The organism is Pseudomonas sp. Z4-7, assembly GCF_051131965.1.
GTDB lineage: Bacteria > Pseudomonadota > Gammaproteobacteria > Pseudomonadales > Pseudomonadaceae > Aquipseudomonas.
In genome coordinates, this window is record NZ_CP071642.1 from 5404237 (window position 1) to 5429036 (window position 24800).

General features: G+C 64.1%; 23 protein-coding genes. 13 read left to right on the plus strand and 10 right to left on the minus strand.

Annotated elements, in window-relative coordinates:
• Window positions 1-13 precede the first annotated feature (13 nt).
• The 6 genes from nusB to nrdR form a co-directional block, all read right to left on the minus strand.
• Complete coding sequence (gene nusB / locus J3P91_RS24265; RefSeq protein WP_305498485.1) at window positions 14-514, minus strand: transcription antitermination factor NusB; 501 nt, start codon at window positions 512-514, stop codon at window positions 14-16.
• Window positions 511-987 (minus strand): 6,7-dimethyl-8-ribityllumazine synthase, encoded by a 477-nt coding sequence (gene ribH / locus J3P91_RS24270; RefSeq protein WP_039594266.1) that lies wholly within the window; start codon window positions 985-987, stop codon window positions 511-513. The genes nusB and ribH overlap by 4 nt, the downstream gene beginning before the upstream one ends.
• 274 nt (window positions 988-1261) lie before the next feature.
• On the minus strand, window positions 1262-2353 hold the full coding sequence (ribBA, locus tag J3P91_RS24275) for a bifunctional 3,4-dihydroxy-2-butanone-4-phosphate synthase/GTP cyclohydrolase II (protein WP_305498480.1): 1092 nt from the start codon (window positions 2351-2353) through the stop codon (window positions 1262-1264).
• 16 nt (window positions 2354-2369) lie between these two features.
• Window positions 2370-3032 (minus strand): riboflavin synthase, encoded by a 663-nt coding sequence (locus J3P91_RS24280; protein ID WP_092204487.1) that lies wholly within the window; start codon window positions 3030-3032, stop codon window positions 2370-2372.
• A gap of 46 nt (window positions 3033-3078) precedes the next feature.
• Complete coding sequence (gene ribD / locus J3P91_RS24285; protein WP_434601969.1) at window positions 3079-4212, minus strand: bifunctional diaminohydroxyphosphoribosylaminopyrimidine deaminase/5-amino-6-(5-phosphoribosylamino)uracil reductase RibD; 1134 nt, start codon at window positions 4210-4212, stop codon at window positions 3079-3081.
• On the minus strand, window positions 4209-4673 hold the full coding sequence (nrdR, locus tag J3P91_RS24290) for a transcriptional regulator NrdR (protein WP_013694316.1): 465 nt from the start codon (window positions 4671-4673) through the stop codon (window positions 4209-4211). Before nrdR ends, ribD begins: the two co-directional genes overlap by 4 nt.
• 127 nt (window positions 4674-4800) lie before the next feature.
• Between nrdR and J3P91_RS24295 the strand changes: the two genes are divergently transcribed.
• The 3 genes from J3P91_RS24295 (at window position 4801) to trxA (ending at window position 6973) form a co-directional block, all read left to right on the plus strand.
• Window positions 4801-5265, plus strand: coding sequence for a YbaY family lipoprotein (locus tag J3P91_RS24295; RefSeq protein ID WP_434601970.1), 465 nt, complete (start codon window positions 4801-4803; stop codon window positions 5263-5265).
• The gene (locus J3P91_RS24300) at window positions 5262-5921 is read left to right on the plus strand and encodes a class I SAM-dependent methyltransferase (protein ID WP_434601971.1); all 660 of its coding nucleotides are present in this window, start codon (window positions 5262-5264) and stop codon (window positions 5919-5921) included. Before J3P91_RS24295 ends, J3P91_RS24300 begins: the two co-directional genes overlap by 4 nt.
• 179 nt (window positions 5922-6100) lie before the next feature.
• Entirely contained in the window at window positions 6101-6973 is an 873-nt protein-coding gene (trxA, locus tag J3P91_RS24305) for a thioredoxin (RefSeq protein WP_434601972.1), read from the plus strand.
• On the opposite strand, the gene J3P91_RS24310 is transcribed toward trxA, so the two are convergent.
• On the minus strand, window positions 6967-7314 hold the full coding sequence (locus J3P91_RS24310) for a hypothetical protein (protein WP_434571522.1): 348 nt from the start codon (window positions 7312-7314) through the stop codon (window positions 6967-6969). The two genes, trxA and J3P91_RS24310, sit on opposite strands and share 7 nt — an antisense overlap.
• 120 nt (window positions 7315-7434) lie before the next feature.
• On the opposite strand from J3P91_RS24310, the gene J3P91_RS24315 reads away from it, so the two are divergent.
• The 5 genes from J3P91_RS24315 to J3P91_RS24335 all read left to right on the plus strand — a co-directional run bounded on the left by J3P91_RS24315 (window position 7435) and on the right by J3P91_RS24335 (window position 11588).
• The gene (locus tag J3P91_RS24315; protein ID WP_434601973.1) at window positions 7435-8013 is read left to right on the plus strand and encodes a DUF2796 domain-containing protein; all 579 of its coding nucleotides are present in this window, start codon (window positions 7435-7437) and stop codon (window positions 8011-8013) included.
• Between the two features lie 136 nt (window positions 8014-8149).
• Window positions 8150-8860: an ABC transporter ATP-binding protein gene (locus tag J3P91_RS24320; RefSeq protein WP_434601974.1), complete on the plus strand. Its 711-nt coding sequence runs from the start codon at window positions 8150-8152 to the stop codon at window positions 8858-8860.
• 1 nt (window position 8861) lies between these two features.
• On the plus strand, window positions 8862-10127 hold the full coding sequence (locus J3P91_RS24325; protein ID WP_434601975.1) for an ABC transporter permease: 1266 nt from the start codon (window positions 8862-8864) through the stop codon (window positions 10125-10127).
• An 11-nt stretch (window positions 10128-10138) separates the two neighbouring features.
• Window positions 10139-10657, plus strand: a complete 519-nt coding sequence (locus J3P91_RS24330; protein WP_434571515.1) for a DUF3299 domain-containing protein — start codon at window positions 10139-10141, stop codon at window positions 10655-10657.
• Between the two features lie 232 nt (window positions 10658-10889).
• The gene (locus tag J3P91_RS24335) at window positions 10890-11588 is read left to right on the plus strand and encodes an OmpW/AlkL family protein (RefSeq protein ID WP_434571514.1); all 699 of its coding nucleotides are present in this window, start codon (window positions 10890-10892) and stop codon (window positions 11586-11588) included.
• 135 nt (window positions 11589-11723) lie between these two features.
• Here the strand turns inward: J3P91_RS24335 and J3P91_RS24340 are convergent, their stop codons facing one another.
• Window positions 11724-12653 carry an NAD-dependent epimerase/dehydratase family protein gene (locus tag J3P91_RS24340; protein WP_434571512.1) on the minus strand — a complete coding sequence of 310 codons (930 nt, stop codon included), beginning with the start codon at window positions 12651-12653 and terminating at the stop codon, window positions 11724-11726.
• Window positions 12646-13530, minus strand: coding sequence for a sugar nucleotide-binding protein (locus tag J3P91_RS24345; RefSeq protein ID WP_434571510.1), 885 nt, complete (start codon window positions 13528-13530; stop codon window positions 12646-12648). The genes J3P91_RS24340 and J3P91_RS24345 overlap by 8 nt, the downstream gene beginning before the upstream one ends.
• Window positions 13531-13825: 295 nt before the next feature.
• On the opposite strand from J3P91_RS24345, the gene J3P91_RS24350 reads away from it, so the two are divergent.
• Window positions 13826-18139 (plus strand): DEAD/DEAH box helicase, encoded by a 4314-nt coding sequence (locus J3P91_RS24350; RefSeq protein ID WP_434601976.1) that lies wholly within the window; start codon window positions 13826-13828, stop codon window positions 18137-18139.
• Between the two features lie 130 nt (window positions 18140-18269).
• Here J3P91_RS24350 and J3P91_RS24355 read toward each other — a convergent pair whose 3' ends face one another.
• Window positions 18270-20381, minus strand: a complete 2112-nt coding sequence (locus J3P91_RS24355; protein WP_434601977.1) for a mechanosensitive ion channel family protein — start codon at window positions 20379-20381, stop codon at window positions 18270-18272.
• A 314-nt stretch (window positions 20382-20695) separates the two neighbouring features.
• Between J3P91_RS24355 and J3P91_RS24360 the strand changes: the two genes are divergently transcribed.
• Genes J3P91_RS24360 through J3P91_RS24375 form a run of 4 tightly spaced genes read left to right on the plus strand, consistent with a single transcriptional unit; the run spans window position 20696 to window position 24714 of the window.
• Complete coding sequence (locus J3P91_RS24360; protein ID WP_434601978.1) at window positions 20696-21622, plus strand: DUF72 domain-containing protein; 927 nt, start codon at window positions 20696-20698, stop codon at window positions 21620-21622.
• Window positions 21619-22431: an endonuclease/exonuclease/phosphatase family protein gene (locus J3P91_RS24365; RefSeq protein WP_305498461.1), complete on the plus strand. Its 813-nt coding sequence runs from the start codon at window positions 21619-21621 to the stop codon at window positions 22429-22431. The genes J3P91_RS24360 and J3P91_RS24365 overlap by 4 nt, the downstream gene beginning before the upstream one ends.
• Entirely contained in the window at window positions 22428-23726 is a 1299-nt protein-coding gene (gene clsB / locus J3P91_RS24370; RefSeq protein ID WP_434571504.1) for a cardiolipin synthase ClsB, read from the plus strand. The genes J3P91_RS24365 and clsB overlap by 4 nt, the downstream gene beginning before the upstream one ends.
• Window positions 23713-24714: a lysylphosphatidylglycerol synthase domain-containing protein gene (locus J3P91_RS24375; RefSeq protein WP_434601979.1), complete on the plus strand. Its 1002-nt coding sequence runs from the start codon at window positions 23713-23715 to the stop codon at window positions 24712-24714. The genes clsB and J3P91_RS24375 overlap by 14 nt, the downstream gene beginning before the upstream one ends.
• The last annotated feature ends 86 nt before the right edge of the window (window positions 24715-24800 follow it).

Genomic DNA, 24800 nt, shown 5'->3' on the forward strand with positions numbered 1-24800 from the left:
TTTCAAGCGCCAATCAGCGCTTGAACGCCTTCACTTCGGCTTCACGCAGACGCGGGGCGAGCTTGTCGAGTACGCCGTTGACGAACTTGTGGCCATCGGTGGAACCGAAGACTTTCGCCAGCTCGATCCCTTCGTTGATCACCACGCGGTAAGGTACGTCGACGCGCTGCATCAGCTCCCAGGTGGACAGGCGCAACACGGCCAGCTCGACCGGGTCCAGTTCATCGATCGTCAGGTCCAGGCAAGGTGCCAGGGCCGTATCGATTTCGGTCTTGTGGGCCGGGACGCCATGCAGGATCTCGCGGAAATACGCGCCATCGACATCGCTGAAATCGTTATCGACGCGAAACTGCGCTTCGATCTCGTTCAGCGACTGCTTGGCCATGTGCCATTGGTACAGGGCCTGGGTCGCGAGCTGACGGGCTTCGCGGCGCTTGACGCTCTTCGAAGGCTTGCCGGCGTCGGCCGGTTTTGGCTCGCGCGGATTGAAACGATCGCTTTCGTCGCTAATCACTTGGCCTCCAACTGCGCCAGCAGGCTGACCATTTCCAGGGCGGACAGGGCAGCTTCGGCACCTTTGTTACCGGCCTTGGTGCCGGAACGTTCGATGGCTTGTTCGATGGAATCAACGGTCAGCACGCCGAAGGCAACCGGTACGCCGAATTCCATGGACACCTGGGCCAGGCCCTTGGTGCATTCGCCAGCCACGTATTCGAAGTGTGGAGTACCGCCACGAATGACCGCGCCGAGGGCGATGATCGCCGCAAACTCGCCCTTTTGAGCGACTTTCTGCGCTACCAGCGGAATTTCGAAGGCGCCAGGGGCACGGATGATGGTGATGTCGCCTTCGCTCACGCCATGGCGAACCAGGGCATCGACCGCACCGTCGACCAGGCTCTCAACCACAAAGCTGTTGAAACGGCCGACTACCAGCGCGTAGCGGCCCTTGGGGGCGATGAAGGTACCTTCGATGGTCTTCAGGGTCATTCGTCAGTTCTCTTAAAGAGCCGGAGCACGTTCTATACGTACTCCTCAGTGATATTAGTCTCGAATACAGCGCCGTGGATCCGTCATCTCGTTCACTTGCACGTCTTCTGTGGCGAGGGAGCTTGCTCCCGCTTGGGTGCGCAGCGCCCATAATAGGGCCGCTGCGCAGCACCCCCAAGAAGGGCCGCTACGCAGCCCAGCGGGAGCAAGCTCCCTCGCCACAGATGAATCTAACAAGCCGCAAGTGAACAATAATGCCGGAATCCGCAGGCCATTATTCGGAGGGCACGTATTCTACAACTTCCAGATCGAAACCGGATATCGCATTAAATTTCATCGGTGCGCTCATCAGGCGCATTTTGCGTACGCCCAGGTCGCGCAGGATCTGCGAACCGGCACCGACGATGCTGTAGGTGGTCGGTTTTTTCACCGGTTGATGTTCGGTGGTTTCGCGAATGTGCGCCAGCAGCACGTCGCCATCGAGCGGGTGCCCGAGCAACAGCACCACGCCGCTGCCGGCCTCGGCCACCGCGGCCATGGCCGCGCGCAGGCTCCAGCGGCCCGGCTGCTTGACCATCAGCAGGTCACGCAGTGGGTCCATGTTGTGCACGCGAACCAGAGTCGGTTCTTCGGCGCACACGGTCCCCAGGGTCAGCGCCATGTGCACGTCGCCTTCCACCGAATCGCGGTAGGTCACGAGGTTGAACTGGCCCAGTTCGCTGTCCAGCGGCTGCTCGGCAATCCGCTGAACGGTACGCTCGTGGATCATCCGGTAGTGGATCAGATCGGCAATGGTGCCGATCTTGATGTCGTGCTCGGCAGCGAAAGCCTCAAGCTCGGCGCGACGGGACATGGTGCCATCGTCGTTCATCACTTCGCAGATGACGCCGGCGGGCTCGAAACCGGCCATACGCGCGAGGTCGCACGCCGCTTCGGTGTGGCCGGCGCGGGCCAGGGTGCCGCCGGCCTGGGCCATCAGCGGGAAGATGTGGCCAGGGCTGACGATGTCTTCGGCCCTGGCGTCGGCGGCCGCAGCGGCCTGCACGGTACGCGCCCGGTCCGCGGCGGAGATACCGGTGGTCACGCCCTCGGCGGCCTCGATGGACACGGTGAACTTGGTGCCGAACCCGGAACCGTTGCGTGGCGCCATCAACGGCAGCTTCAGCAGCTCGCAGCGCTCGCGGGTCATCGGCATGCAGATCAGGCCACGGGCGTGCTTGGCCATGAAGTTGATGTGTTCGGCCTTGCAGCATTCGGCGGCCATGATCAGGTCGCCTTCGTTCTCGCGGTCTTCGTCATCCATGAGGATGACCATCTTGCCTTGGCGGATGTCTTCAACCAGTTCTTCGATGCTATTGAGCGCCACGCGGCACCCCCTTGGGTCAGGATTTGAGGTAGCCGTTGGCGGCCAGAAAGCTTTCAGTGATGTTACCGGCCGCAGGTTCGGCAGCCTTGTCGCCCAGCAGCAGGCGCTCCAGGTAACGGGCCAGCAGGTCGACCTCCAGGTTGACCCGGCGACCAGGCCGGTACGAGGCCATGATGGTTTCGCTCAGCGTGTGCGGGATGATCGTCAGCAGGAATTCGGCGCCATCCACCGCGTTGACGGTCAGGCTGGTGCCGTCGACCGTGATCGAGCCCTTGTGGGCGATGTACTTGGCGAGTTCTTTCGGAGCGCGGATACGAAACTCCACGGCCCGGGCGTTATCGGTACGCGACACCACTTCACCGACGCCATCGACATGACCGCTGACCAGGTGCCCGCCCAGGCGGGTAGTCGGGGTCAGGGCTTTTTCCAGGTTGACCGGGCTACCGCTCTTGAGGTCGTTCATCGCGGTGCAGTCGAGGGTTTCCCGGCTGACGTCCGCCAGGAAACCATTGCCCGGCAGTTCCACGGCGGTCAGGCAGACGCCGTTCACGGCGATGCTGTCGCCCAGCTTGACGTCGCTCAGGTCGAGCTTGCCGGTTTCGACGTGGACCCGCACATCGCCGCCTTTTGGGGTGAGTGCACGGATGCTGCCGATGGATTCGATGATGCCGGTAAACATGGAGTCCTCCTCGAGAACGGACCGTCGCTTGCGCGAAAGCCGGGAATTATACGCTGGCCTGCGGAGCGGGGACGGCGATGACTCGCCAGTCATCGCCCACGGCGCGAATGTCGGTGATTTGAAGCTGCGGCGCGTCTTTCATCTGCGCCAGCGGCCAATCGAGCAATGGCCGCGCCGTGGATCCGAGGAACTTGCCGGCGATGAAAATCTGGAATTCATCGACCAACCCCTGCCGGGCGAAAGCACCCGCCAGCCGCGGGCCGGCTTCCACCAGCACTTCATTGACGCCACGGGCCGCCAGCTCCAGCAGCAGGCGATGCAGATCGACCTGGCCATCTTCCCCGGCGACGATCATGCATTCCGGGCCGTTGGCGTACTGTTCCTCAACCGCCATGCAGGTAGCGACAAGCGCCGGGCCGGCTCTGAAGAATGGCGCATCCAGCGGCACCCGCAGACGACCGTCCACCAGCACCCGCAGCGCCGGACGGCTCATGGCCAACGCGGTCTGCTCGGCGTCCAGCCCAAGCTCATCGGCACGCACGGTCAGCCGGGCGTTGTCCGCCAGCACCGTATCGGCGCCGGTCAGCACCACGCTGGCCTGGGCGCGCAGGCGTTGCACCGCTGAGCGAGCGGCCGGGCCGGTGATCCATTGGCTCTCGCCGCTTTCCATGGCGGTGCGGCCATCCAGGCTCATGGCAAGCTTGACCCGCACGAACGGCAGGCCGTGCTCCATGCGCTTGAGAAAACCTTCGTTGAGCTTGCGCGCTTCGCCTTCGAGCACGCCGCTTTGTGTGGCGATGCCGGCCTGGGCGAGACGTTGCAGGCCGCGCCCGGCGACTTCCGGATTGGGGTCTTGCATTGCCGCGACCACCCGCGCCACGCCGGCATTGACCAGCGCATCGGCGCAGGGCGGCGTGCGCCCATGGTGGCTGCAAGGTTCGAGGGTCACGTAGGCCGTCGCGCCCCGGGCTTTGTCAGCGGCGGCGCGCAGGGCATGGACTTCGGCATGGGGTTCACCGGCGCGGATGTGCCAGCCTTCGCCGACCACCAGCCCGTCGCGCACGATCACGCAACCGACCCGGGGGTTGGGGTGGGTGCTGTAGTGACCGCGCCGCGCCAGTTCCAGGGCGCGGGCCATGTAGTGGGCGTCGAGGACGGCCTGCTGCGCCGCGCCGGTCATTCTTTCACCGGTTCGCGGGCCAGGCGGTCGATTTCCTCGCGGAACTCGTTGAGGTCCTGGAAACGCCGGTACACCGAGGCGAAGCGGATATAGGCCACCTCATCGAGCTTTTGCAGTTCGGCCATGACCAACTCGCCGACGACGAGGGACTTGACCTCACGCTCGCCGGTGGCGCGCAGCTTGTGCTTGATGTGCACCAGCGCCGCTTCCAGGCGCTCGACGCTCACCGGGCGTTTTTCCAGGGCGCGCTGCATGCCGGCGCGCAGTTTTTCTTCATCGAACGGCTGGCGGCTGCCGTCGGTCTTGATCAGGCGCGGCAACACCAGTTCAGCGGTCTCGAACGTCGTGAAACGCTCGCCGCAGGCCAGGCATTCGCGGCGGCGGCGGACCTGTTCGCCCTCGGCGACCAGTCGCGAGTCGATGACTTTGGTGTCGTTGGCACCGCAGAAGGGACAGTGCATGGTGGCAGGCAACAAAAAAAGGGAGGGCCATGGTAGCGCATCCCACTGGCAAGACAAGCCATAGGGTTTACGGTATACAGACGGGCTTATTGTAAGACCCACGGAATTCACCTTGCTGGAGCCACCCATGCCGCTACGATCGCTCGTTTTGCTCAGTCTCTTCAGCCTGCTGATGGCGTGCAGCAGCGACGCCCCCAAGCCCGCTGCCCCCGCCTCGGCCCCAGCGCCGAAACAGGCCCAGGAAAAGGCCCGGCAGGCCACCGAGCTTGGCCCGCTGCCGGCCCATCAGCGCGAATTGAGCGGCACCCTGCAAGGCGTACCGGCCGGCGCCGAAGTCGAACTGGCGCTACTGGTGATCGATGACAAGGACCGCCCGCAACAACTGCTCGCCAGCTCCAGTCTGATCGGCACCAACCAGGCGCTGCCCTTTCGCCTGCGCTTCAATCCGGAAGCGTTCCCGGTCGGCGCCCGTGTCGAGTTGCGCGGCCGCGCCAGCCAGTCCGGCCAACTGATCCTGCATCTGCCGGAACAACGCATCACGCAACCGACCACCCAGGCGCTGGGCGTCCTGCAATTCGTCAAAGCTCCATGAAGGCACCGCAGCACCTGCAAGGTGCCTTGGTCGAGCTGCTGGGCGATGCGCGCCTGGTGTCCTGTGCGCTACCCGGCACCGACCTGGCGTTGTGGCTGATCGACGGCGAGAACATGGACCGCGCCTTCAGCCCGGAGGAAACCCGCCGCATCCTCCACGAACCGCCTTACTGGAGTTTCTGCTGGGCCAGCGGCCTGGCGCTGGCCCGCTACCTGGCCGAACACCCGCAGTGGGTCGAGGGCAAGCGGGTACTGGATTTCGGCGCCGGCTCCGGCGTGGCGGGTATCGCGGCGATCAAGGCCGGGGCGCGCGAAGTGGTGGCCTGCGACCTGGATCCGTTGGCGCTTGCCGCGTCAAGGGCCAACGCCGCGCTTAACGGCGTAGAACTGAATTATTCAGCGGACTTTTTCGCCGAAGCCGATCGCTTCGACCTGATCCTGGTCGCCGATGTGCTTTATGACCGGGCCAACCTGCCGTTGCTCGACCAGTTCCTCAGCCGTGGCCGCGAGGCGCTGGTGGCGGACTCCCGGGTGCGCGATTTCCAGCATCCGCTGTATCGCCGTATTGAGATGTTCGAGGCCATGACCTTGCCGGACCTGGCCGAGCCGGAGGAGTTTCGGCATGTGAGCCTGTACCACGCGCGGCGTTGGCCCTAAAAGCATCGCGAGCAAGCTCGCTCCCACAGGGTTGCATGATCACTTGAGATCCCTTGTGGGAGCGAGCTTGCTCGCGATGGGGCCCTGCCAATCAATACACCTCTCAAAGCCACCCGGCTTTCAGCCATCCCCCACCAAGCCGTATAGTTGCCCCATTCAAGCGTTCTACGAGACTTCCCATGACCCAGGACACGCCCTACATCTTCGACGCCACCACTGCCGATTTCGACCAGTCGGTAATCGCCAACTCCTTCCACAAACCGGTGCTGGTGGATTTCTGGGCCGAGTGGTGTGCGCCGTGCAAGGCGCTGATGCCGATGCTGCAAGGCATCGCCGAGAGCTACCAGGGTGAACTGCTGCTGGCCAAGGTCAACTGCGACATCGAGCAGGACATCGTCGCCCGCTTCGGCATTCGCAGCCTGCCCACCGTTGTGCTGTTCAAGGACGGCCAGCCGGTCGACGGCTTTGCCGGTGCCCAGCCGGAATCGGCGGTGCGGGCGATGCTCGAACCCCATGTGCAGATGCCGCCGCCAGCCGCCGCCGATCCGCTGGAACAAGCCCAGGCGCTGTTCGACGACGGTCGTTTCGCCGACGCCGAAGCCCTGCTCAAGGCACTGCTGGTGGAAGACAACAGCAACGCCAAGGCGCTGATCCTCTATGCCCGCTGCCTGACCGAGCGCGGCGAGCTGGACGAAGCGCAGACAGTTCTGGATGCCGTGAAAAGTGACGAACACAAGGCCGCCCTGGCCGGTGCCAAGGCGCAGATCCAGTTCCTCGGCCTGGCCAAGGACCTGCCGGACGCCGCCGACCTGAAGGCGCGCCTGGCGAAAGACCCACAAGATGATGAAGCGGTGTATCAACTGGCGATCCAGCAACTGGCGCGCCAGCAGTACGAACCCGCCCTCGATGCGCTGCTCAAGCTGTTCATCCGCAATCGCAGCTACAGCGAAGGCCTGCCACACAAGACCTTGCTCCAAGTGTTCGAGCTGCTGGGCAATGATCACCCGCTGGTGACGACCTATCGCCGCAAGCTGTTCGCCGCGCTTTACTGACCGACCCAGCTGTAGAGCGGCGTATCCCCGCCGCTCAGGACCTTGACCTCGGCGCTGTGGCGCAGACGCACCAACAGCCGCTTGCCGGACGAAGCGCTGCCGGTCAGGCCTTCCAACTGCTCCAACAAGTCCGGGCCGGTCAATTGCCCGGCCTTGCGCAGCAACTCCTTGGCGATCTGCCATTGGGCATCGTCCTGACTCGCCGGCCTGGCCGGCGGTGTCGTCGCAACCTCGGACTTGGCCACCTGCAACTGCGCGCCGAGCTGCGCCCAGTCGCCTTCATCCATCTCGATCGTCAAGTCCACCGGCCACTCGCCGACGGTTCCGCGTATCCGCAACATCACCGTGCTCCTGAAGATTTCATCTACGCATGCTCCCATGGGCCTTGCGCGACGCCAAGCAGACGGTCAAACTCTGCGCACTTTCGTTATAAGATTGCATAACCTTTTCGGAGACTCGTCATGCGTCGTCTGCTTCTCGCTTTGCCGTTCGCCCTGCTGCCGTTGGCTGTCGCTCACGCGGCCGTCGAGCATGATCACGACCATGAGCACGGTAGCCTCGGCGCCCATGAACACGGCGTCGCTCGGCTGAACGCCGCGCTGGACGGCCAGACCCTGGAACTGGAGCTGGAGAGCCCGGCGATGAACCTGGTCGGCTTCGAACACGCCGCCACCAGCGATGCCGACAAGGCCAAGGTCGCCGCCGTGCGGGCGCAGCTGGAAAAACCCCTGGCGCTGTTCAACCTGCCGGCCGCGGCCAAGTGCACCGTGGCCCAGCAGGAGCTGGAGAGCCCGCTTTTCGGCGATGAGCCGGACCATGAAGACCACGATGAAGACGGCGACGAGCATCACGACGAGCACAGCGAGATCCATGCCCACTACCAGTTCACCTGCGCGGTTCCGGGCACCTTGAAGAACCTGGACCTGGCGACCCTGTTCAAAACCTTCCCGGCCACCCAGAAAATTCAGGTACAACTGATCAGCCCGAGCGGTCAGCAAGGTGTTGAAGTGACGGCAAAGGCGCCGGCACTGAAATTCTAAGCACACGAAAACCTATTGTGGGAGCGAGCTTGCTCGCGATGAGGCCAGCACATCCAACAAAGATGTTGCCTGACATATCGCTATCGCGAGCAAGCTCGCTCCCACAGGTGCCTCCATTACCCTTGAAATCGGCAACATGACCCAAGCACTCATCGAACTGTCCGACCTGGGCTTCAGCTGGCCCGGGCATCCGCTCTTGCTGGATATACCGGCGTTTCGCCTGGAGGCCGGTGAAACCCTGTTCCTCAAGGGCCCCAGCGGCAGCGGCAAGACCACCTTGCTGGGGCTGCTGGGCGGTGTGCAGACACCGGATCGCGGCAGCATCCGCCTGCTCGGCCAGGAGCTCAGCGAACTGGGCGCCGGCCGCCGCGACCGCTTTCGCGTGGACCATACCGGCTACATTTTCCAGCAGTTCAACCTGCTGCCATTTCTCTCGGTGCGCGAAAACGTCGAGCTGCCCTGCCATTTCTCGATATTACGCGCGCAACGGGCGAAGCAACGCCATGGCAGCGTCGATCAAGCCGCCGCCACGCTGCTGGCTCACCTCGGGCTGAGCGATTCGAGCCTGCTGGATCGCCGCGCCGACTCATTGTCCATCGGCCAGCAACAACGGGTCGCCGCCGCCCGCGCGCTGATCGGCCAACCGGAACTGGTGATTGCCGACGAGCCGACCTCGGCGCTGGATTACGACGCCCGGGAAAACTTCCTGCGGCTGCTTTTCGCCGAATGCCGCGAAGCCGGTTCGAGCCTGCTGTTTGTCAGCCACGACCAGAGCCTGGCGCCGCTGTTCGATCGCCACCTCTCGCTGGCCGATCTCAATCGCGCCGCCACGCCACTCGAGGTCTGAGATGTATTTGTTCCGTCTAGCCATGGCCAGCCTGGCGAACCGCCGCTTCACGGCGATCCTCACCGCTTTTGCCATTGCCCTTTCCGTTTGCCTGCTGCTGGCCGTGGAGCGCGTGCGTACCGAGGCGCGGGCCAGTTTCGCCAGCACCATCAGCGGCACCGACCTGATTGTCGGCGCTCGCTCCGGCTCGGTGAACCTGCTGTTGTACTCGGTGTTTCGCATCGGCAACGCCACCAATAACATTCGCTGGGACAGCTTCGAGCAGTTCGCCAGCAACCCGAAAGTGAAATGGGCGATCCCCATGTCCCTTGGCGATTCCCATCGCGGTTATCGAGTGATGGGCACCACCGAGGCCTACTTCGAGCATTACCAGTACGGTCGCCGGCAGCATCTGGAACTGGCAGACGGCCGGGCATTCGCCAGCGATCCGTTCGAAGTGGTGCTCGGCGCGGAAGTGGCCGAGGCGCTGCATTACAAACTCGGGGAAAAGCTGGTGTTGGCCCACGGCGTGGCGGCCATCAGCCTGGTCAAGCATGACGACAAACCGTTCACCGTGGTCGGGATTCTCAAGCGCACCGGCACGCCGGTGGACCGTACGCTGCACATCAGCCTCGGCGGCATGGAGGCGATCCATGTCGACTGGAAAAATGGCGTACCGGCCCAGGGCAACGGCCGTATCAGCGCCGACCAGGCCCGCAACATGGACCTTACGCCCAAGGCGATCACCGCGTTCATGCTGGGCCTCAACAGCAAGATTTCCACCTTTGCGCTGCAACGGGAAATCAACGAATTCCGTGGCGAGCCGCTGCTGGCGATCCTGCCCGGTGTGGCGCTGCAAGAGTTGTGGAGCCTGATGGGCACGGCGGAAAAGGCCTTGTTCGTGATTTCACTGTTCGTGGTGCTGACCGGCTTGATCGGCATGCTCACGGCGATCCTCACCAGCCTCAACGAGCGCCGCCGGGAAATGGCAATCCTGCGCTCGGTGGGCGCGCGGCCGTGGCACATTGCGACGCTGCTGGTGCTCGAAGCCTTTGCGCTGGCCTTGGCCGGAGTCACCGCCGGGCTGGCCTTGCTGTACATCGGCATCGCCGTCGCCCAGGGTTACGTGCAGTCGGCCTACGGCCTGTATCTGCCCCTGGGCTGGCCGAGCGAGTATGAATGGACGCTGCTGGCTGGCATTCTGGTCGCCGCCCTGCTGATGGGCAGCGTGCCGGCCTGGCGCGCCTATCGCCAGTCGCTGGCCGATGGCCTGTCGATCCGTTTATGAGGACGTTGAAAATGCCCCGCGCCCTGCTTGCGCTGTTGATGCTGGTCAGCCTGCCATTGTGGGCGGCCGAGCCGAGAGACCTGGCCTGGTCGGAAATGATCCCGCCGGACGCGCCGCCGGAAGTGCCGAACATGACGCCCCTGCATGACCTGTCGAAAATGAGCGACGCCCTGGCCGCCGAATCCGCGCCGGCGGCCCGGCAGGACATGCCCAACGCCCCGGTGGTCAAGGCCCTGGACGGCCAGCAGATTCGCTTGCCGGGTTATATCGTGCCGCTGGAAGTCAGCGAGGAAGGCCGCACGACGGATTTCCTGCTGGTGCCGTATTTCGGCGCCTGCATCCACGTGCCGCCTCCGCCGTCGAACCAGATCGTGCACGTGAAAAGCGAAGTCGGGGTCAAGCTCGACGAGCTTTATCAACCGTACTGGGTGGAAGGGCCGATGCAGGTCAAGCCATCCACCAGTGAACTGGCCGATGCCGGGTATCAGATGGAGGCGCAGAAGATTTATGTGTATGAGCTGCCGGAGTGAGGCTGGTAGTGATGTGTTGTTCATGAGATAGCTATCGCGAGCAAGCTCGCTCCCACAGTGGATCGGCTGTGAACACAGATCCTGTGCCCGCCGCAGAACCACTGTGGGAGCGAGCTTGCTCGCGATGGCGCCCTCAAGTGTTTCATCACACTTTCATTGAGCTGAGTCAAAAGACCGCTCCAGACGGCTTCGTAACATGGGACATCCTTTTTGAATGTTCTCCGGAGCCCCCATGCAAAAGTCTCTGCTCAGCGCTTCCCTCGTCGCCCTCGCGCTCGCGGCACCACTCGCCCAGGCCCATACCGCCGGCGATATCATCGTTCGCGCCGGCGCCATCACCGTCAATCCGGATGCCGACAGCTCCAGCGTCAAGGTCGACCGTGGCCCGCTGGCCGGTGCCGACCTGGGCGGCAAGGCGACCATGAGCAGCGACACTCAGTTGGGCCTGAACTTCGCCTACATGCTCACCGACAATTGGGGGATCGAGCTGCTGGCGGCCTCGCCATTCGAGCACGACGTGAAAATCAAAGGCACCGCCCTGGGCGCGGCCAATGGCAAGCTCGGCACACTCAAGCACTTGCCGCCGACCCTGAGCCTGGTCTACTACCCGCTCGACGCCAAGTCGGCCTTCCAGCCTTACGTCGGTGCCGGCATCAACTACACCTGGATCTATGACGAACACGTCGGCAGCGACGCCAGCGCCAACGGTTTCAGCAACTTCCGGGCGAGCAACAGCTGGGGCATGGCGTGGCAAGTCGGCGCCGACTACATGCTGACGGACAACATCATGATCAACGGCCAGGTCCGCTACATCGACATCGACACCACCGCCTATGTCGACAACAACGCGGTGGCCGGCGGAACGCGGGCCAAGGTTGACGTGGACGTGGATCCATTCGTCTACATGGTGGGGTTGGGTTACAAGTTCTGAGCCGAACCTGAAGGAACGAAAGCCCCTGTGGGAGCGAGCTTGCTCGCGATGACGGTGGATCAGTCGGCAATAATGTTGACTGACCCACCGCTATCGCGAGCAAGCTCGCTCCCACAGTTTTTTGGCTGGTGAAACTCAGCGCCCGAGCAGCCGCGCCAGGCCCACGCTCATCGGCGTTTGCACCGGCAAGTCGAAACGCTCCAGCAACCGCCGGTTATCAGCCCGCGAATGGCGAATGTCGCCGGAGCGCGCCGGGCCGTAGCTGATCGCGGGCAAATCCCCGACCACGTCGGCCAAGGCCTGGAGCATCTGCTTGAGCGTGGTGGCCTGGTTCCAGCCGACATTCACCGCGCCCGCTTGCACTTCAGGTTTCTCGATGGCCTGCACCAGCACCTGTACCAGGTCTTCCACGTAGACGAAATCCCGGGTCTGCTCGCCGTCGCCGAACACGCTGATCGGCAAGCCTTTCTGGGCCCGCTCGCTGAAAATGCTGATGACCCCCGAGTACGGCGAGGACGGATCCTGGCGTGGACCGTAGATGTTGAAGAAGCGGAACACCACCGGCTCGAGATCGTGCTGGCGCCGGTAGAAGTCGAGGTAGAACTCGCTCGCCAGCTTGTCCGAAGCGTAGGGCGTAAGCGGAGCCTTGGAGGTGTCTTCGTCGATGGACTGGCCTTCGCCATTGTTGCCATAGACCGCGGCGCTGGAAGCGAACAGCACCCGTTTCACGCCCGCCTGGCGCATGGCCTCGCAGACATTCAGGGTGCCGATGAAATTGCTCTGGTGGGTACGTACCGGGTCGTCCACCGAGGCTTGCACCGAGGCCACCGCCGCCAGGTGCGCCACCGCGCTGCACCCGGCCATGGCCCGGGCGACCAGCGCCGCATCGGCGACGTCGCCTTCGATCAGTTCGACTGCCGGGTTGTCCAGCGGCAGGTTGCTGCGCTTGCCGGTGGACAAGTCATCGAGAATGCGCACCGAATGGCCGTTGGCGAGCAACGCGTCGGTCAAGTGCGAACCGATGAAACCGGCGCCGCCGGTGATTAAAACAGGGCCTTTAGCCATGGCGATAAAACCTATCCAGTAAGCCCGGGAGTGCGGCGCGCCAGGCGCGTGGCTTGATCCCGAAAGTGTGCAGAATTTTCTTGCAGGCCAGCACCGCGTGCTGCGGTTCTTCGGCGGCGTCCGGCCGCGCGGCATGGGCCTGCGGGGTGGGTGACTCGATGGCCAGCGGGTGCAGGGCGCGGGCTTCGGTAAGAATTGCCTGGCCCAGCGCCAGCGGCGTAGTCGCCTCGTGTCCGGCGTAATGGTACGTGCCCCACAGCGGCGCCGCGCAATCGAGTTGCTTGAGCACCGAAATGATCACCCGCGCCGCATCGTCAACCGGTGTCGGATTACCCCGGCGGTCGTCGGCCAGCAGCAGCTCTTCGGGCTGCTCGGCCCGGGCCAGGAACCGTCCGAGGATGCCATCGGCGCTGTCGTCCAGCAGCCAGCCAAAACGCAGCAGCACATGCTGCGGACAGGTGGCGCGCACGCTTTGCTCGATGCGCCACAGTGCCTGGCCACGCAAGCCCAGGGGCACCGGCTCGTCTTTTTCGCTGTAGGCGGTGGCGCGCGAGCCGTCGAATACACGGTAACTCGATGGTTGCACCAGGACGATGTTGTGATGCTGGCACAGTTCGGCCAGGCGCTCGACCGCCCGCTCCTGGCTCGCCAGGCGCTGCTCGCTGACGGTCTCGGCCTGGAACCAGTCGAAGTAGTACGCCAGGTTGATCAAGGCGTCCGGCCGGGTGTCGTCGAGCAACTGCGTCAGGCTCGCGGCATCCCAGCCATCTTCGGGTGGGCGGGGGGCAAGAAAACCGATGTCTTCTTCTGCACCGAGGCGAATCAGCGCCTGCCCAAGGGCATTTCCGCCGCCCAGTAACATAAGGCGCATTCGCATAAAGTCAGCAGGCCCAGTCTGTTGGCACAAGATTTTTGGTCGACAACGCCCGTGGGCGTGGTCGGAATCGTTGCATTTTGCGGGTTTAGTGCGCAACCGTCATCCGTAATGTGCAGATCGTGGCTTTGCGCAGGCCTTGAGGCCGCCATCGCGAGCAAGCTCGCTCCCACATGATTGCATGCACAGTCGAGATCCCCTGTGGGAGCGAGCTTGCTCGCGATGGGGCCTGAACAGGCAATAGAGATCCCGGACGGTACTTGCATCCTACCCACCCCACCCGCCTAAACTGCCCCTCATGAATCTGCCCCTTCCAGCCGACCACGCCATGGCAGGCTTTCACCCCGCCGTTCGCGCCTGGTTCAGCCAGACATTCCCGGCGGTCACCGCCGCCCAGGCCCGGGCGTGGCCGTTGATCAGCCAACGACGTTCGGTGCTGGTCGCGGCGCCCACCGGCTCGGGCAAGACCTTGACGGCGTTTCTCGCGGTGCTCGATGACCTGGTGCATCGCGGCCTGGAGCAAGGCGGTCTACCGGACCAGACCCTGGTGGTCTACGTCTCGCCGCTCAAGGCGTTGAGCAACGATATCCGCATCAATCTGCAAAATCCCCTGGCCGGCATCACCGAGCAGTTGCAACGAATGGGCTTGCCGCCGTTGCCCATCACCACGGCGGTGCGTACCGGCGACACACCGCAAAAAGATCGCACGGCGATGCGCAAGACCGCGCCGCACATCCTGGTGACCACGCCCGAATCGCTCTACGTGCTGCTCGGTTCCGATTCCGGCCGGCAGATGCTCGCCAGCACGCGCACGGTAATCATTGATGAAATCCACGCCATCGCCGCGAGCAAACGCGGCAGCCACCTGGCCTTGAGCCTGGAGCGACTGCAAGCGCTGTGCGCCGAGCCGCTGGTGCGCATCGGCCTGTCCGCCACGCAAAAACCCATCGAAGCGGTGTCGCGCTTTCTCGTCGGCCAGGGACGCACCTGTGAAATCGTCGACATCGGCCACGCCCGCCCACGGGACCTGGACATCGAAGTGCCGCCCGTGCCGCTTTCGGCGGTGATGGCCAACGATGTCTGGGAACTGGTCTACAACCGGCTCGCCGAACTGGCCCGGCAACACCGGACCACCCTGGTGTTCGTCAATACCCGGCGCCTGGCCGAGCGCCTGAGCCGGCATTTGAGCGAGCGCCTGGGCAAGGAGGCGGTGGCGGCCCATCACGGCAGCCTGGCCAAGGAGTTTCGCCTCGACGCCGAACAACGCCTCAAGCGCGGCGAACTGCAGGTATTGATCGCCACTGCGTCCCTGGAGCTGGGCATCGATATCGGCGATGTCGACCTGGTCTGCCAGATCGCCTCGCCCCGTTCGATCTCGGCGTTCCTGCAAAGGGTCGGACGCTCCGGCCACCAGGTCGGCGGCACGCCAAAGGGGCGTCTGTTTGCCACCACTCGCGATGACCTGATCGAGTGCGTCGCCCTGCTCGACTGCGTGCGCCGTGGCGAGCTGGACATCCTGCACATCCCCGAGGCGCCGCTGGATGTACTGGCGCAGCAGATCGTCGCCGAGGTCAGTTGCCAGGAATGGCACGAACAGGCATTGCTGGAGATGTTCCGCCGTGCCTCGCCCTACGCCGAACTCGACGAAGGCCATTACCAGGCGCTGTTGCAGATGCTCGCCGAGGGCGTCAATGGCCGCCAGGGTGTGCGCAGCGCGTACCTGCATCGCGACGCGGTCAGTCGGACCTTGCGCGGGCGCCGAGGCAGCAAGCTCACCGCCGTGACCAGCGGCGGCACGATTCCGGACAACGCCGACTACAGCGTGCTGCTCGAACCCCAGGGCCTGAACATCGGGAGCGTCAACGAAGACTTCGCGGTCGAGAGCATTGCCGGCGACGTGTTCCAGCTGGGCAATACCTCGTACCGGATCATCCGCGTTGAAAGTGGCCGCGTGCGGGTCGAGGACGCCCAGGGCCAACCGCCGACCATCCCGTTCTGGCTCGGCGAAGCCCCGGGGCGCAGCGCCGAGTTGTCCCAGGCCGTGGCCCGCCTGCAAGCCCACCTGGATGAATTGCTCGGCGCCACACCGGGCAATCTGCAACCGGCCCTCGACTGGCTGACCGGGACCCTGCAACTGAACCTCGCCAGCGCCGAGCAACTGCTCGATTACCTCGCTCCGGCGCGCCTGGCCTTCGGCGCCCTGCCGTCCCAGGACACGCTGCTGATGGAGCGCTTTTTCGACGAATCCGGCGGTACGCAACTGATCATCCACACGCCGTTCGGCAGCCGCATCAACCGCGCCTGGGGCCTGGCCCTGCGCAAGCGTTTTTGCCGCACGTTCAATTTCGAATTGCAGGCCGCCGCCAGCGAAGACGCCATCGTGCTCTCGTTATCCACCAGCCACAGCTTCGAGCTGGACGAGGTCTGGCGTTACCTCAACAGCCACAGCGCCGAACAGATCCTGATCCAGGCGGTGCTGGATGCGCCGTTGTTCGGGGTGCGCTGGCGCTGGAACGCCGGCGTGGCCCTGGCGTTGCCGCGTTACGCCGGTGGGCGCAAGGTCGCGCCGCAGATCCAGCGCATGAAGAGCGAAGACCTGATCGCCAGCGTTTTTCCCGACCAGATCGCGTGCCTGGAAAATCTCGCCGGCGAGCGAGAGATTCCCGACCACCCGCTGGTGGAACAGACTCTCGACGATTGCCTGCACGAAGCCATGGACAGCGAAGGCTGGCTGGCCCTGTTGCGACGCATGGAAGCGGGCGAGATCCGCCTGGTCAGCCGCGACCTGCCGGCGCCCTCGCCCCTGGCGGCGGAAATTCTCAGTGCCCGGCCCTATACCTTTCTCGACGACGCGCCCCTGGAAGAACGCCGCACCCAAGCGGTTATCAATCGCCGCTGGAGCGATCCGCAATCCACCGATGACCTCGGCGCGCTGGACGCCGATGCTATTCAGGCGGTGCGGGAAGAGGCCTGGCCGACGCCGAGCAATATCGATGAAATCCATGAAGCGCTGATGAGCCTGGCGTGCATCGCCGACAGCGAAGCCGACGCCGAGCCGTCGTGGCTGGAGGGCTTGCGGACCCTGGCCGAGCGCGGTCGCGCCAGCCATGTGCGGATCAGCGAGGAGCGTGGTTTGTGGGTACCGCTGGAACGGCTGACGTGCCTGCAAGCAATTTATCCACAGGCCCGATGGCAGCCGCCGCTGACGCCACTGCCGGGGTTTGATGAGCAGTGGGACAGCGACGACGCCGTGGTCGAGGTCCTGCGGGCGCGACTCAGCGCCTTCGGCCCGCAGCCGCTGACGGCGATCGCCTATCCGCTGGGGTTGTCACCCGCGCAAGCGACCCAGGCCCTGGCCCAACTGGAGCAACAAGGGTATGTGCTGCGCGGTCGGTTCACGCCGGGCACCGGGCAGGAAGAATGGTGCGAGCGGCACCTGCTGGCACGGATCCACCGCTACACCGTCAAGCGCCTGCGCCGGGAAATCGAGCCGGTGACGCTGCAGGATTTCATGCGATTTCTCTTCGACTGGCAGCACCTGTCGCCATCCACCCAAGGCCGGGGCAGCGCCGTGCTGCCGTCGATCGTCAGCCAGTTCGAAGGTTATCCGGCGGCCGCCTCGGCCTGGGACAGCGACCTGCTGCCGGCGCGGATCAAGGATTATTCAGCGAGCTGGCTCGACGAACTGTGTCGCAGCGGCAAGTTTGTCTGGACGCGCCTGAGTGCCCGCCAGAAGCTGTCCGCCAGCGCCTTGCGCAGCACGCCGATCGTCTTGCTGCCGCGCCGCCAGGTCGGGCTCTGGAGCAGCCTGGCCGAGCAGACGCCGCTCGACGAGCTGTCGCCGAGGACGCAAAAAGTCCACCAGGCCCTCAGCGAGCACGGCGCATTGTTTTTCGATGAGTTGCTGCACGAGGCGCACCTGCTGCGCAGCGAACTGGAAAGCGCCTTGCAGGAACTGGTGGGCGCCGGGCTGGTGAACGCCGACAGCTTCGCCGGGCTGCGAGCCTTGATCACTCCCGCCAGCAAGCGCCAGGCCCGCAGCAGCCGTCGCGGGCGTGGAGCATTTGTCGGCGGCATGGACGACGCCGGGCGCTGGGCCTTGTTGCGCCGCAGTTCGCCTGCTGCGCAACCGGGTAAGCGGCCAGCGCCGACTGCGCCCGAGACCTTGGAACACATCGCCATGACCCTGCTGCGCCGTTACGGGGTGGTGTTCTGGCGTCTGCTGGAGCGCGAGGCCGATTGGCTGCCGAGCTGGCGCGAGTTGCTGCGCACCTTTCATCGCCTGGAGGCACGCGGCGAGATTCGCGGCGGGCGGTTTGTCAGCGGGCTGGCCGGCGAGCAATTTGCCTTGCCCGAAGCCATTCCCCTGCTGCGCGAAACGCGGCGCCGTCCCAGCGATGGCAGCCTGATCGCGGTGTGCGGGGTGGATCCGCTGAACCTCGCCGGGACCTTGCTGCCGGGGGCGAAAGTGCCGGCGCTGGCGAGTAATCGGCTGGTGTATCGCGATGGGTTGCCGGTGGCGGCGCTGATTGCCGGCAAGCCGAAGTTCTGGGTGGAGCTGGATGCTCAAGGGATGGCTGAGATTCGCACCCAGTTGATTCAACGCCGTTAGCCAGACACACAAGGCCCGTGGCGAGGGAGCTTGCTCCCGCTGGGCTGTGCAACAGCCCCCAGCTCATCGATCGTCTGAAAAAGCGACGACTGCTGCGCAGCCGAGCGGGAGCAAGCTCCCTCGCCACGGGTTATTGCGCAGGCTGGTCGGACGGCTTCGATGGAGGCTGCGACGAGGGCTCTGAATGCTCCACTGGTGCATCCAACCGCTTCGGCATCAGCACCTGCTGTGGATAAGTCTGCGCAAAATGCACCGACGGTTCGTTATCCACAAGCTTCTTGAGCCGCTGGTTGAACGCCCGGCTCACCGCATACTGCCCGCCTGACACAGTGCGGAACTGGGCAGTGAGCACCAGCCCGTTGAGGTCCATCTTGTCCACGCCGAACACATCCAGCGGCCCTTGCAGGTTGAACTTGAGGAACGGGTCTTCGGAAATCGAATCGCCGGCCTCGCGGATCAATTCAATGGCACGGTCCACATCCGTGTCGTAGGTGAACTGCACCGAGAAAAACGCAAAGGCGAATTGCCGGGACTGGTTGGTCACGGCCTTGATCTGCCCGAACGGCACCGAATGCACAAACCCCTTGCCGTCGCGCAGGCGCAGGGTGCGGATGGTCAGGCCTTCGACGGTGCCGGCGTGGCCGGAGCTGAGTACCACCCAGTCACCGATGGACAGCGTGTCTTCGATGATGATGAACAACCCGGTGATCACGTCCTGTACCAGTTGCTGCGAACCAAAACCGATCGCCAGCCCCACCACCCCGGCACCAGCCAGCAACGGCGCAACGTTGATGCCCAGGTTGGCCATGGTGGTGATCGCGCAGATCACCACCAGGATGATCTTGGCGGCGTTGCGCAGCAGCGGCAGGATGGTCTTGACCCGCGTGCTGGGCTGACGCGCGCCGCGCTTGTTGAGCGGCGGCTTGAGGGCTTCCTGGATCGCCGTGTCGAGCACCACCCAGGTCAGCCAGGTCATCAGGAAGATCAGGCCGATGCGGCTCAAGGAATCACTGATCGCCCGGCCCACGGCGTTGCGCGAAGCGAATTCGAACAGGGAAATCCCCCAGATCCGCCCGAGGATTTCAATGAACGCCACCGCCATGACGATGCGCACCAAGGCGTGCAGCAAGCTCAACAGTCGTCCCTTGTAGGCGCTGTTACGCTGGATGGCTTCGGCCTTGGGCGACTTGAAGACATGTTGGAATATGGTGCTGAGGAACACCATCGCGATCAACAGGATGGTGGTGAACAGGGCGCAACGCAGGGCTTTCTGGTTGTCTTCGCCGACGCCGATCAGGCTCACCGCCGACACCAGCACCATCAGCAGGATCGGCCAGTACCAGAGACCGGAAAAAATCCGCAGGGACTCCTGCAACGCCGGCTGTTTCAAGCGCTGGGCCAACGGTCGGTTGCGGATCAGGTGGGCCACCGGCCGGCGCATATGGATCACCAGCCAGCCAAAGATCATCGACGCCGACAGCCCGGTGAACACCGCAACGCTGCTGGTGATATTGCCGCCCAGTTGCCTGGCGATCTGCGGGCTGGTCAGTGCATCGCTGAGGGCGGCCAGGAAGCCGATCAGGAACAACGGCCGCGGGGTGAAACGACGAAGCATCGCCACCGCTCGCCGTTTGTGCCCGGCGTTGAACATCACGATCACGCAGAGCAGCACCGACGTGGAAAAAATACCGCTGCTGGTGGCGTAGGCGAAACACAGCGCCAGGGCGCGGCCGACCGAGACTTGCAGGAAGTGGCTGACGTAGAGGGTCAGCGGCAGGCAGGCCACGGCCGGCAAGGTGTAGGGCAACACATAGCCGAGCACGTCCAGCACCCGCTGGCGGGTGCGTAGCCAGCGACGCCGGCGCAAGCGGCGCACCAGCAATCGGGCGGCGGTCCATATCAGCGCAAACGTCCCCAGCCATACGCCCGAGAGCAGCAGGAAATCCCCCGCCACGCGCCATGTGGAACGGGACGTCTGGTCCACTAGGCGATCGACTTCGTCCGCCGCGCGGTCCGCCCGCAGGCGCCAGGCGTCCACCAGGCTCTGGTTGAGGTCGAGCTTGTCCTGGACGTCATCGATGCTCGAACTGATCGCGCCCAGCAAACCGCCCTGCACCAGCGGTTCGGGCTCGGCCGGGGCCTCACTGGGATTGGAGGCGCCAGGGACAGCAGCGGTCCCGTAGGCGCTGGTGCCGGTCAGCGTCAGCAGGACCAACAGCAATACGGTGCTCAATCGAGACAAAACGCGGGGCTCCTTTGCACGGGGTCGGTAAGGAACTGATCAACATCGGGCCGGCAAGTTCGCTCGCAAGGCCAATACAAAACTTGGTGGCGAGGGAGCTTGCTCCCGCTGGGGCGCGTAGCGGCCCTGAAACCTGGGTACCTCGTCACGTCAGGATGAATGCATGGGCCTGCTGCGCAGGCCAGCGGGAGCAAGCTCCCTCGCCACGGGTTCACTTCTTCCCCGCCGCCGGGCACTCCACCGAAACTTTCCAGCCCGCGCGGCGGTCATCAAAAGACACAGGCGGTACGAGGTCATTGGCACGGGAGGGATACATGACGGCGATCCACATTGGTATTTCCGGTTGGCGCTACACGCCTTGGCGGGGGGATTTCTACCCCAAGGGGCTGGCTCAGAAGCGGGAACTGCAATTCGCCTCTCGCGCGGTCAACAGCATCGAAATCAATGGATCGTTCTACGCCCTGCAACGTCCCGAACGGTATGCCCAGTGGCACGCCGAGACGCCGGACGACTTCGTCTTCAGCGTCAAGGCGCCAAGGTTCATCACCCACATCAAGCGCCTGCGGGACATCCACAAGCCGCTGGCGAACTTCTTCGCCTCCGGGGTGCTGGAGCTCAAGGAAAAACTCGGGGCCATCCTCTGGCAGTTTCCGCCGAGCTTCAAATTCGACCCCGAGCTCTTCGAAGACTTCCTCAAGCAACTGCCCCACGACACCGAAGCCGCCGCCGCGCTGGCGCGCGAGCACGAACCGCGTCTGGACGGCCACGCCAGCACAACGACCGACAAGAAGCGTGCGCTGCGCCATGCCGTCGAAATCCGTCATGAGAGCTTTATCGATCCACGCTTCGTCTCCCTGCTCAAACGTTACGACGTCGCCCTGGTGGTGGCGGATACCGCTGGAAAATGGCCGTATCGCGAGGACGTCACCAGCGATTTCGTCTATCTGCGCCTGCACGGCGCCGAAGAGCTGTACGCCAGCGGCTATACCGACGAGGCGCTGAAGCGCTGGGGCGATCGGATCGAAGCCTGGAGCCACGGCACTCAGCCGAGTGACGCCCACCTGATCGATCCGAAAAAGAAACCCCGGGCGCGCAAGAGCCGGGAAGTGTTCTGCTATTTCGACAACGACATCAAAGTCCGCGCGCCGTATGACGCGCGCCACCTGCTGGAGCGCTTCGACCTGGACAAGCATCTCGCCACCGCTCCCGGCGTGCGCCCGGCCGAAGGGGTATTGCCATGACTACACCAGAATCCAGCGAAGCCACCCGTGACCCGACCCAGCAATCGTTGCGGGATTTCGAAAGGGTCAGCCGCTTCACCGTCCTGACGGTCAATACACACAAGGGGTTCACCGCCCTGAACCGGCGTTTCATCCTGCCGGAGCTGCGCGAAGCCGTGCGCAGCGTTTCCGCCGACGTGGTGTTCCTGCAAGAAGTGCATGGCACCCACGAGCACCACCCCCAGCGCTACAGCAACTGGCCAAGCATCCCGCAATACGAGTTTCTCGCCGATACCCTCTGGCCGCAGTTCGCCTACGGGCGCAACGCGGTGTACCCGGCGGGCGACCATGGCAACGCGTTGCTGTCGAAATTCCAGATCATTCGCCACGAGAACCTCGACGTCTCCATCAGCGGCCACGAGAGCCGCGGCATGCTCCACAGCGTGCTGCGTCTGCCGGGTGGCGAAGGCCAGGACGTGCATGCGATCTGTGTGCACCTGGGGTTGCGCGAAGGTCATCGCGTCGAGCAGTTGAAACTGCTTTGCCAGCGCCTGAGTGAGCTGCCGCCTGAAGCGCCAGTGATTGTCGCCGGTGACTTCAACGATTGGCGCGGCAAGGCCAATGACCTGCTCGCCCCCTGCGGCCTGCGGGAAGTGTTCGCCGAACAATGGGGCAAGCCGGCCCGCAGTTTTCCGGCACGCCTGCCGATCCTGCGCCTGGACCGCATCTACGTGCGCAACCTCAAGGCCCATCACGCCAAAGTATTGAATGTACGTCCCTGGTCGCACCTTTCCGACCACGCACCGCTGTCGGTGGAGATCGAATTATGAGCGCGACGATGAACAAGGCAACGGTGGAAAAGATCGAGGTCCCGCCGACCGAGAGCAACCCGGCGCTGAACGATATCGAATACGGCTGGCACGGCAACAACCGTGTCACGCTGCTGGAAAATGGCGAGGAATATTTCCCACGGGTTTTCGAGGCGATTCGCCGTGCCCAGGAAGAAATTCTCCTGGAGACTTTCATTCTGTTCGAGGACAAGGTCGGCTTTGAACTGCGCGACCTGCTGGTGGATGCGGCCAAGCGGGGAGTGCGTATTACCGTCAATCTCGACGGTTTCGGTTGCGGCGAACTGACCACCGGGTTTCTCGCGTCGTTGAGCGAGGCCGGGGTGCGCCTGCAGATGTTCGACCCGGCTCCGAGGCACCTGGGCATCCGCACCAACTGGTTCCGCCGCCTGCACCGCAAGATCGTCGTGGTGGACGGTGTGATCGCATTTATCGGCGGGATCAATTTCTCCGCCGACCACCTGGGCGACTTCGGTCCCGAGGCCAAGCAGGATTACTCCGTGGAAATCAAGGGCCCGGCGGTGGTGGATATCCACCATTTTGCGCTGCTCCAGACCGGGCGGCCGGCTCGGGCCAAATACTGGTGGCAACGTCGCCGCAGCCGTCGCACCGAATTGGCGTTCAATGATCATGACGGCCAGGTGCGCCTGGTCTATCGCGACAACCACGAGCACCAGACCGACATCGAGGAGGTCTACCTGCAAGTGCTGCGCAGCGCCCAGCGGCGGGTAGTGATCGCCAATGCCTATTTCTTCCCCGGCTACCGGTTGCTGCGCGAGATCCGCAACGCCGCCCGGCGTGGCGTGGAGGTGCGGCTGATCCTGCAGGGGCAACCGGACATGATGATCGCCAAGCTTGCCGCGCGGATGCTCTACGACTATCTGCTCAAGGCCGGCGTGACGATCTATGAATATTGCGAGCGGCCGCTGCACGGCAAGGTCGCCCTGGTGGATGAGGACTGGAGCACCGTCGGCTCGAGCAACCTCGACCCGTTGAGCCTGTCCCTGAACCTGGAAGCCAACGTGCTGATCCGCGACCGTGCGTTCAACCGCGAGCTGTTCGACCGCCTCGATCACTTGAGCCGCACCCATTGCACCATCATGCCCGAGAACCACGCGCCGCGCGGGCTGCTCTGGCGCATGACCATCGGTTTCATGGTGTTCCACTTCCTGCGTCACTTCCCGGCCTGGGCCGGATGGCTGCCGGCCCATAAACCGCGTCTGAAACCTTTTTCACCGCCGACGGCGGTCCGGAGCGAACCCCATGAACCACTCTGAAGCGCACACCGCGCCGAGAGACGCCCAGGCGCCGGAACAGGCCAAGCCGAAGTCGCGCTGGAGCCGCTGGAAACGCCCGCTGACGTTGGCTTTTTTCCTGCTGCTGATTGTGCTGTTCACCGCGTTGGCGCGCCGCATCGACTGGTCCGAAGTATTCGCCACCCTGGCGGATTTCAAGCTGCGCACACTGCTGATCGCCGCCGCGTTGACGATCACCAGTTTCATCACCTACGCCTGCTTCGACTTGATCGGTCGCACCTACATCCGGCAGAAACTCGGCTGGCGGCAGATCCTGCCGGTGGGAGTGATCAGTTACGCCTTCAACCTGAATCTCAGTGCCTGGGTCGGCGGCATCGCCATGCGCTATCGGCTGTATTCGCGGCTCGGCGTCAGCACTGGCAACATCGCCAAGATCCTCGGCCTGAGCCTGGCCACCAACTGGTTCGGCTACATGACCCTGGCCGGCGTGGTGTTCAGCAGCGGCCTGGTGACCATGCCGCCGGGTTGGAAACTGAGCAGCAACGCGCTGCAAGGCGTCGGCGTGCTGCTGATACTGGCCAGTGCCGGTTACCTGGCGGCCTGCCGTTTCTCCAGGCGCCGGGCCTGGACGATTCGCGGTATGGAAATCAATCTGCCGTCCCTGCGCATGGCCGTCCTGCAATTGGCACTGGGCGCGCTGAACTGGTCGCTGATGGCAGCGGTGATCTTCACCTTGCTGCCGAGCAAACTGGACTATCCCGTGGTGCTGGGGGTGTTGTTGATCAGCAGCATCGCCGGGGTGATTACCCATATCCCCGCCGGGCTCGGAGTGCTGGAAGCGGTGTTCGTCGCGCTGCTGCAGCATGAAGTGTCGCGAGGCAGCCTGATCGCGGGGCTGATTGCCTACCGGGCGATCTACTTCATCCTGCCATTGCTGATTACCGTGGTGATGTATCTGGTGATCGAGGCGAAGGCCAAGGCGTTACGGGTCAAGCCTGGGCTCAAGTGATGCGGCGCCTGGCATGGCGCCTTCGTCGGATCGCCGCCCGGAGCAGGCTCGCTCCCACATTTGAAATGCATTGCCCTGTGGGAGCG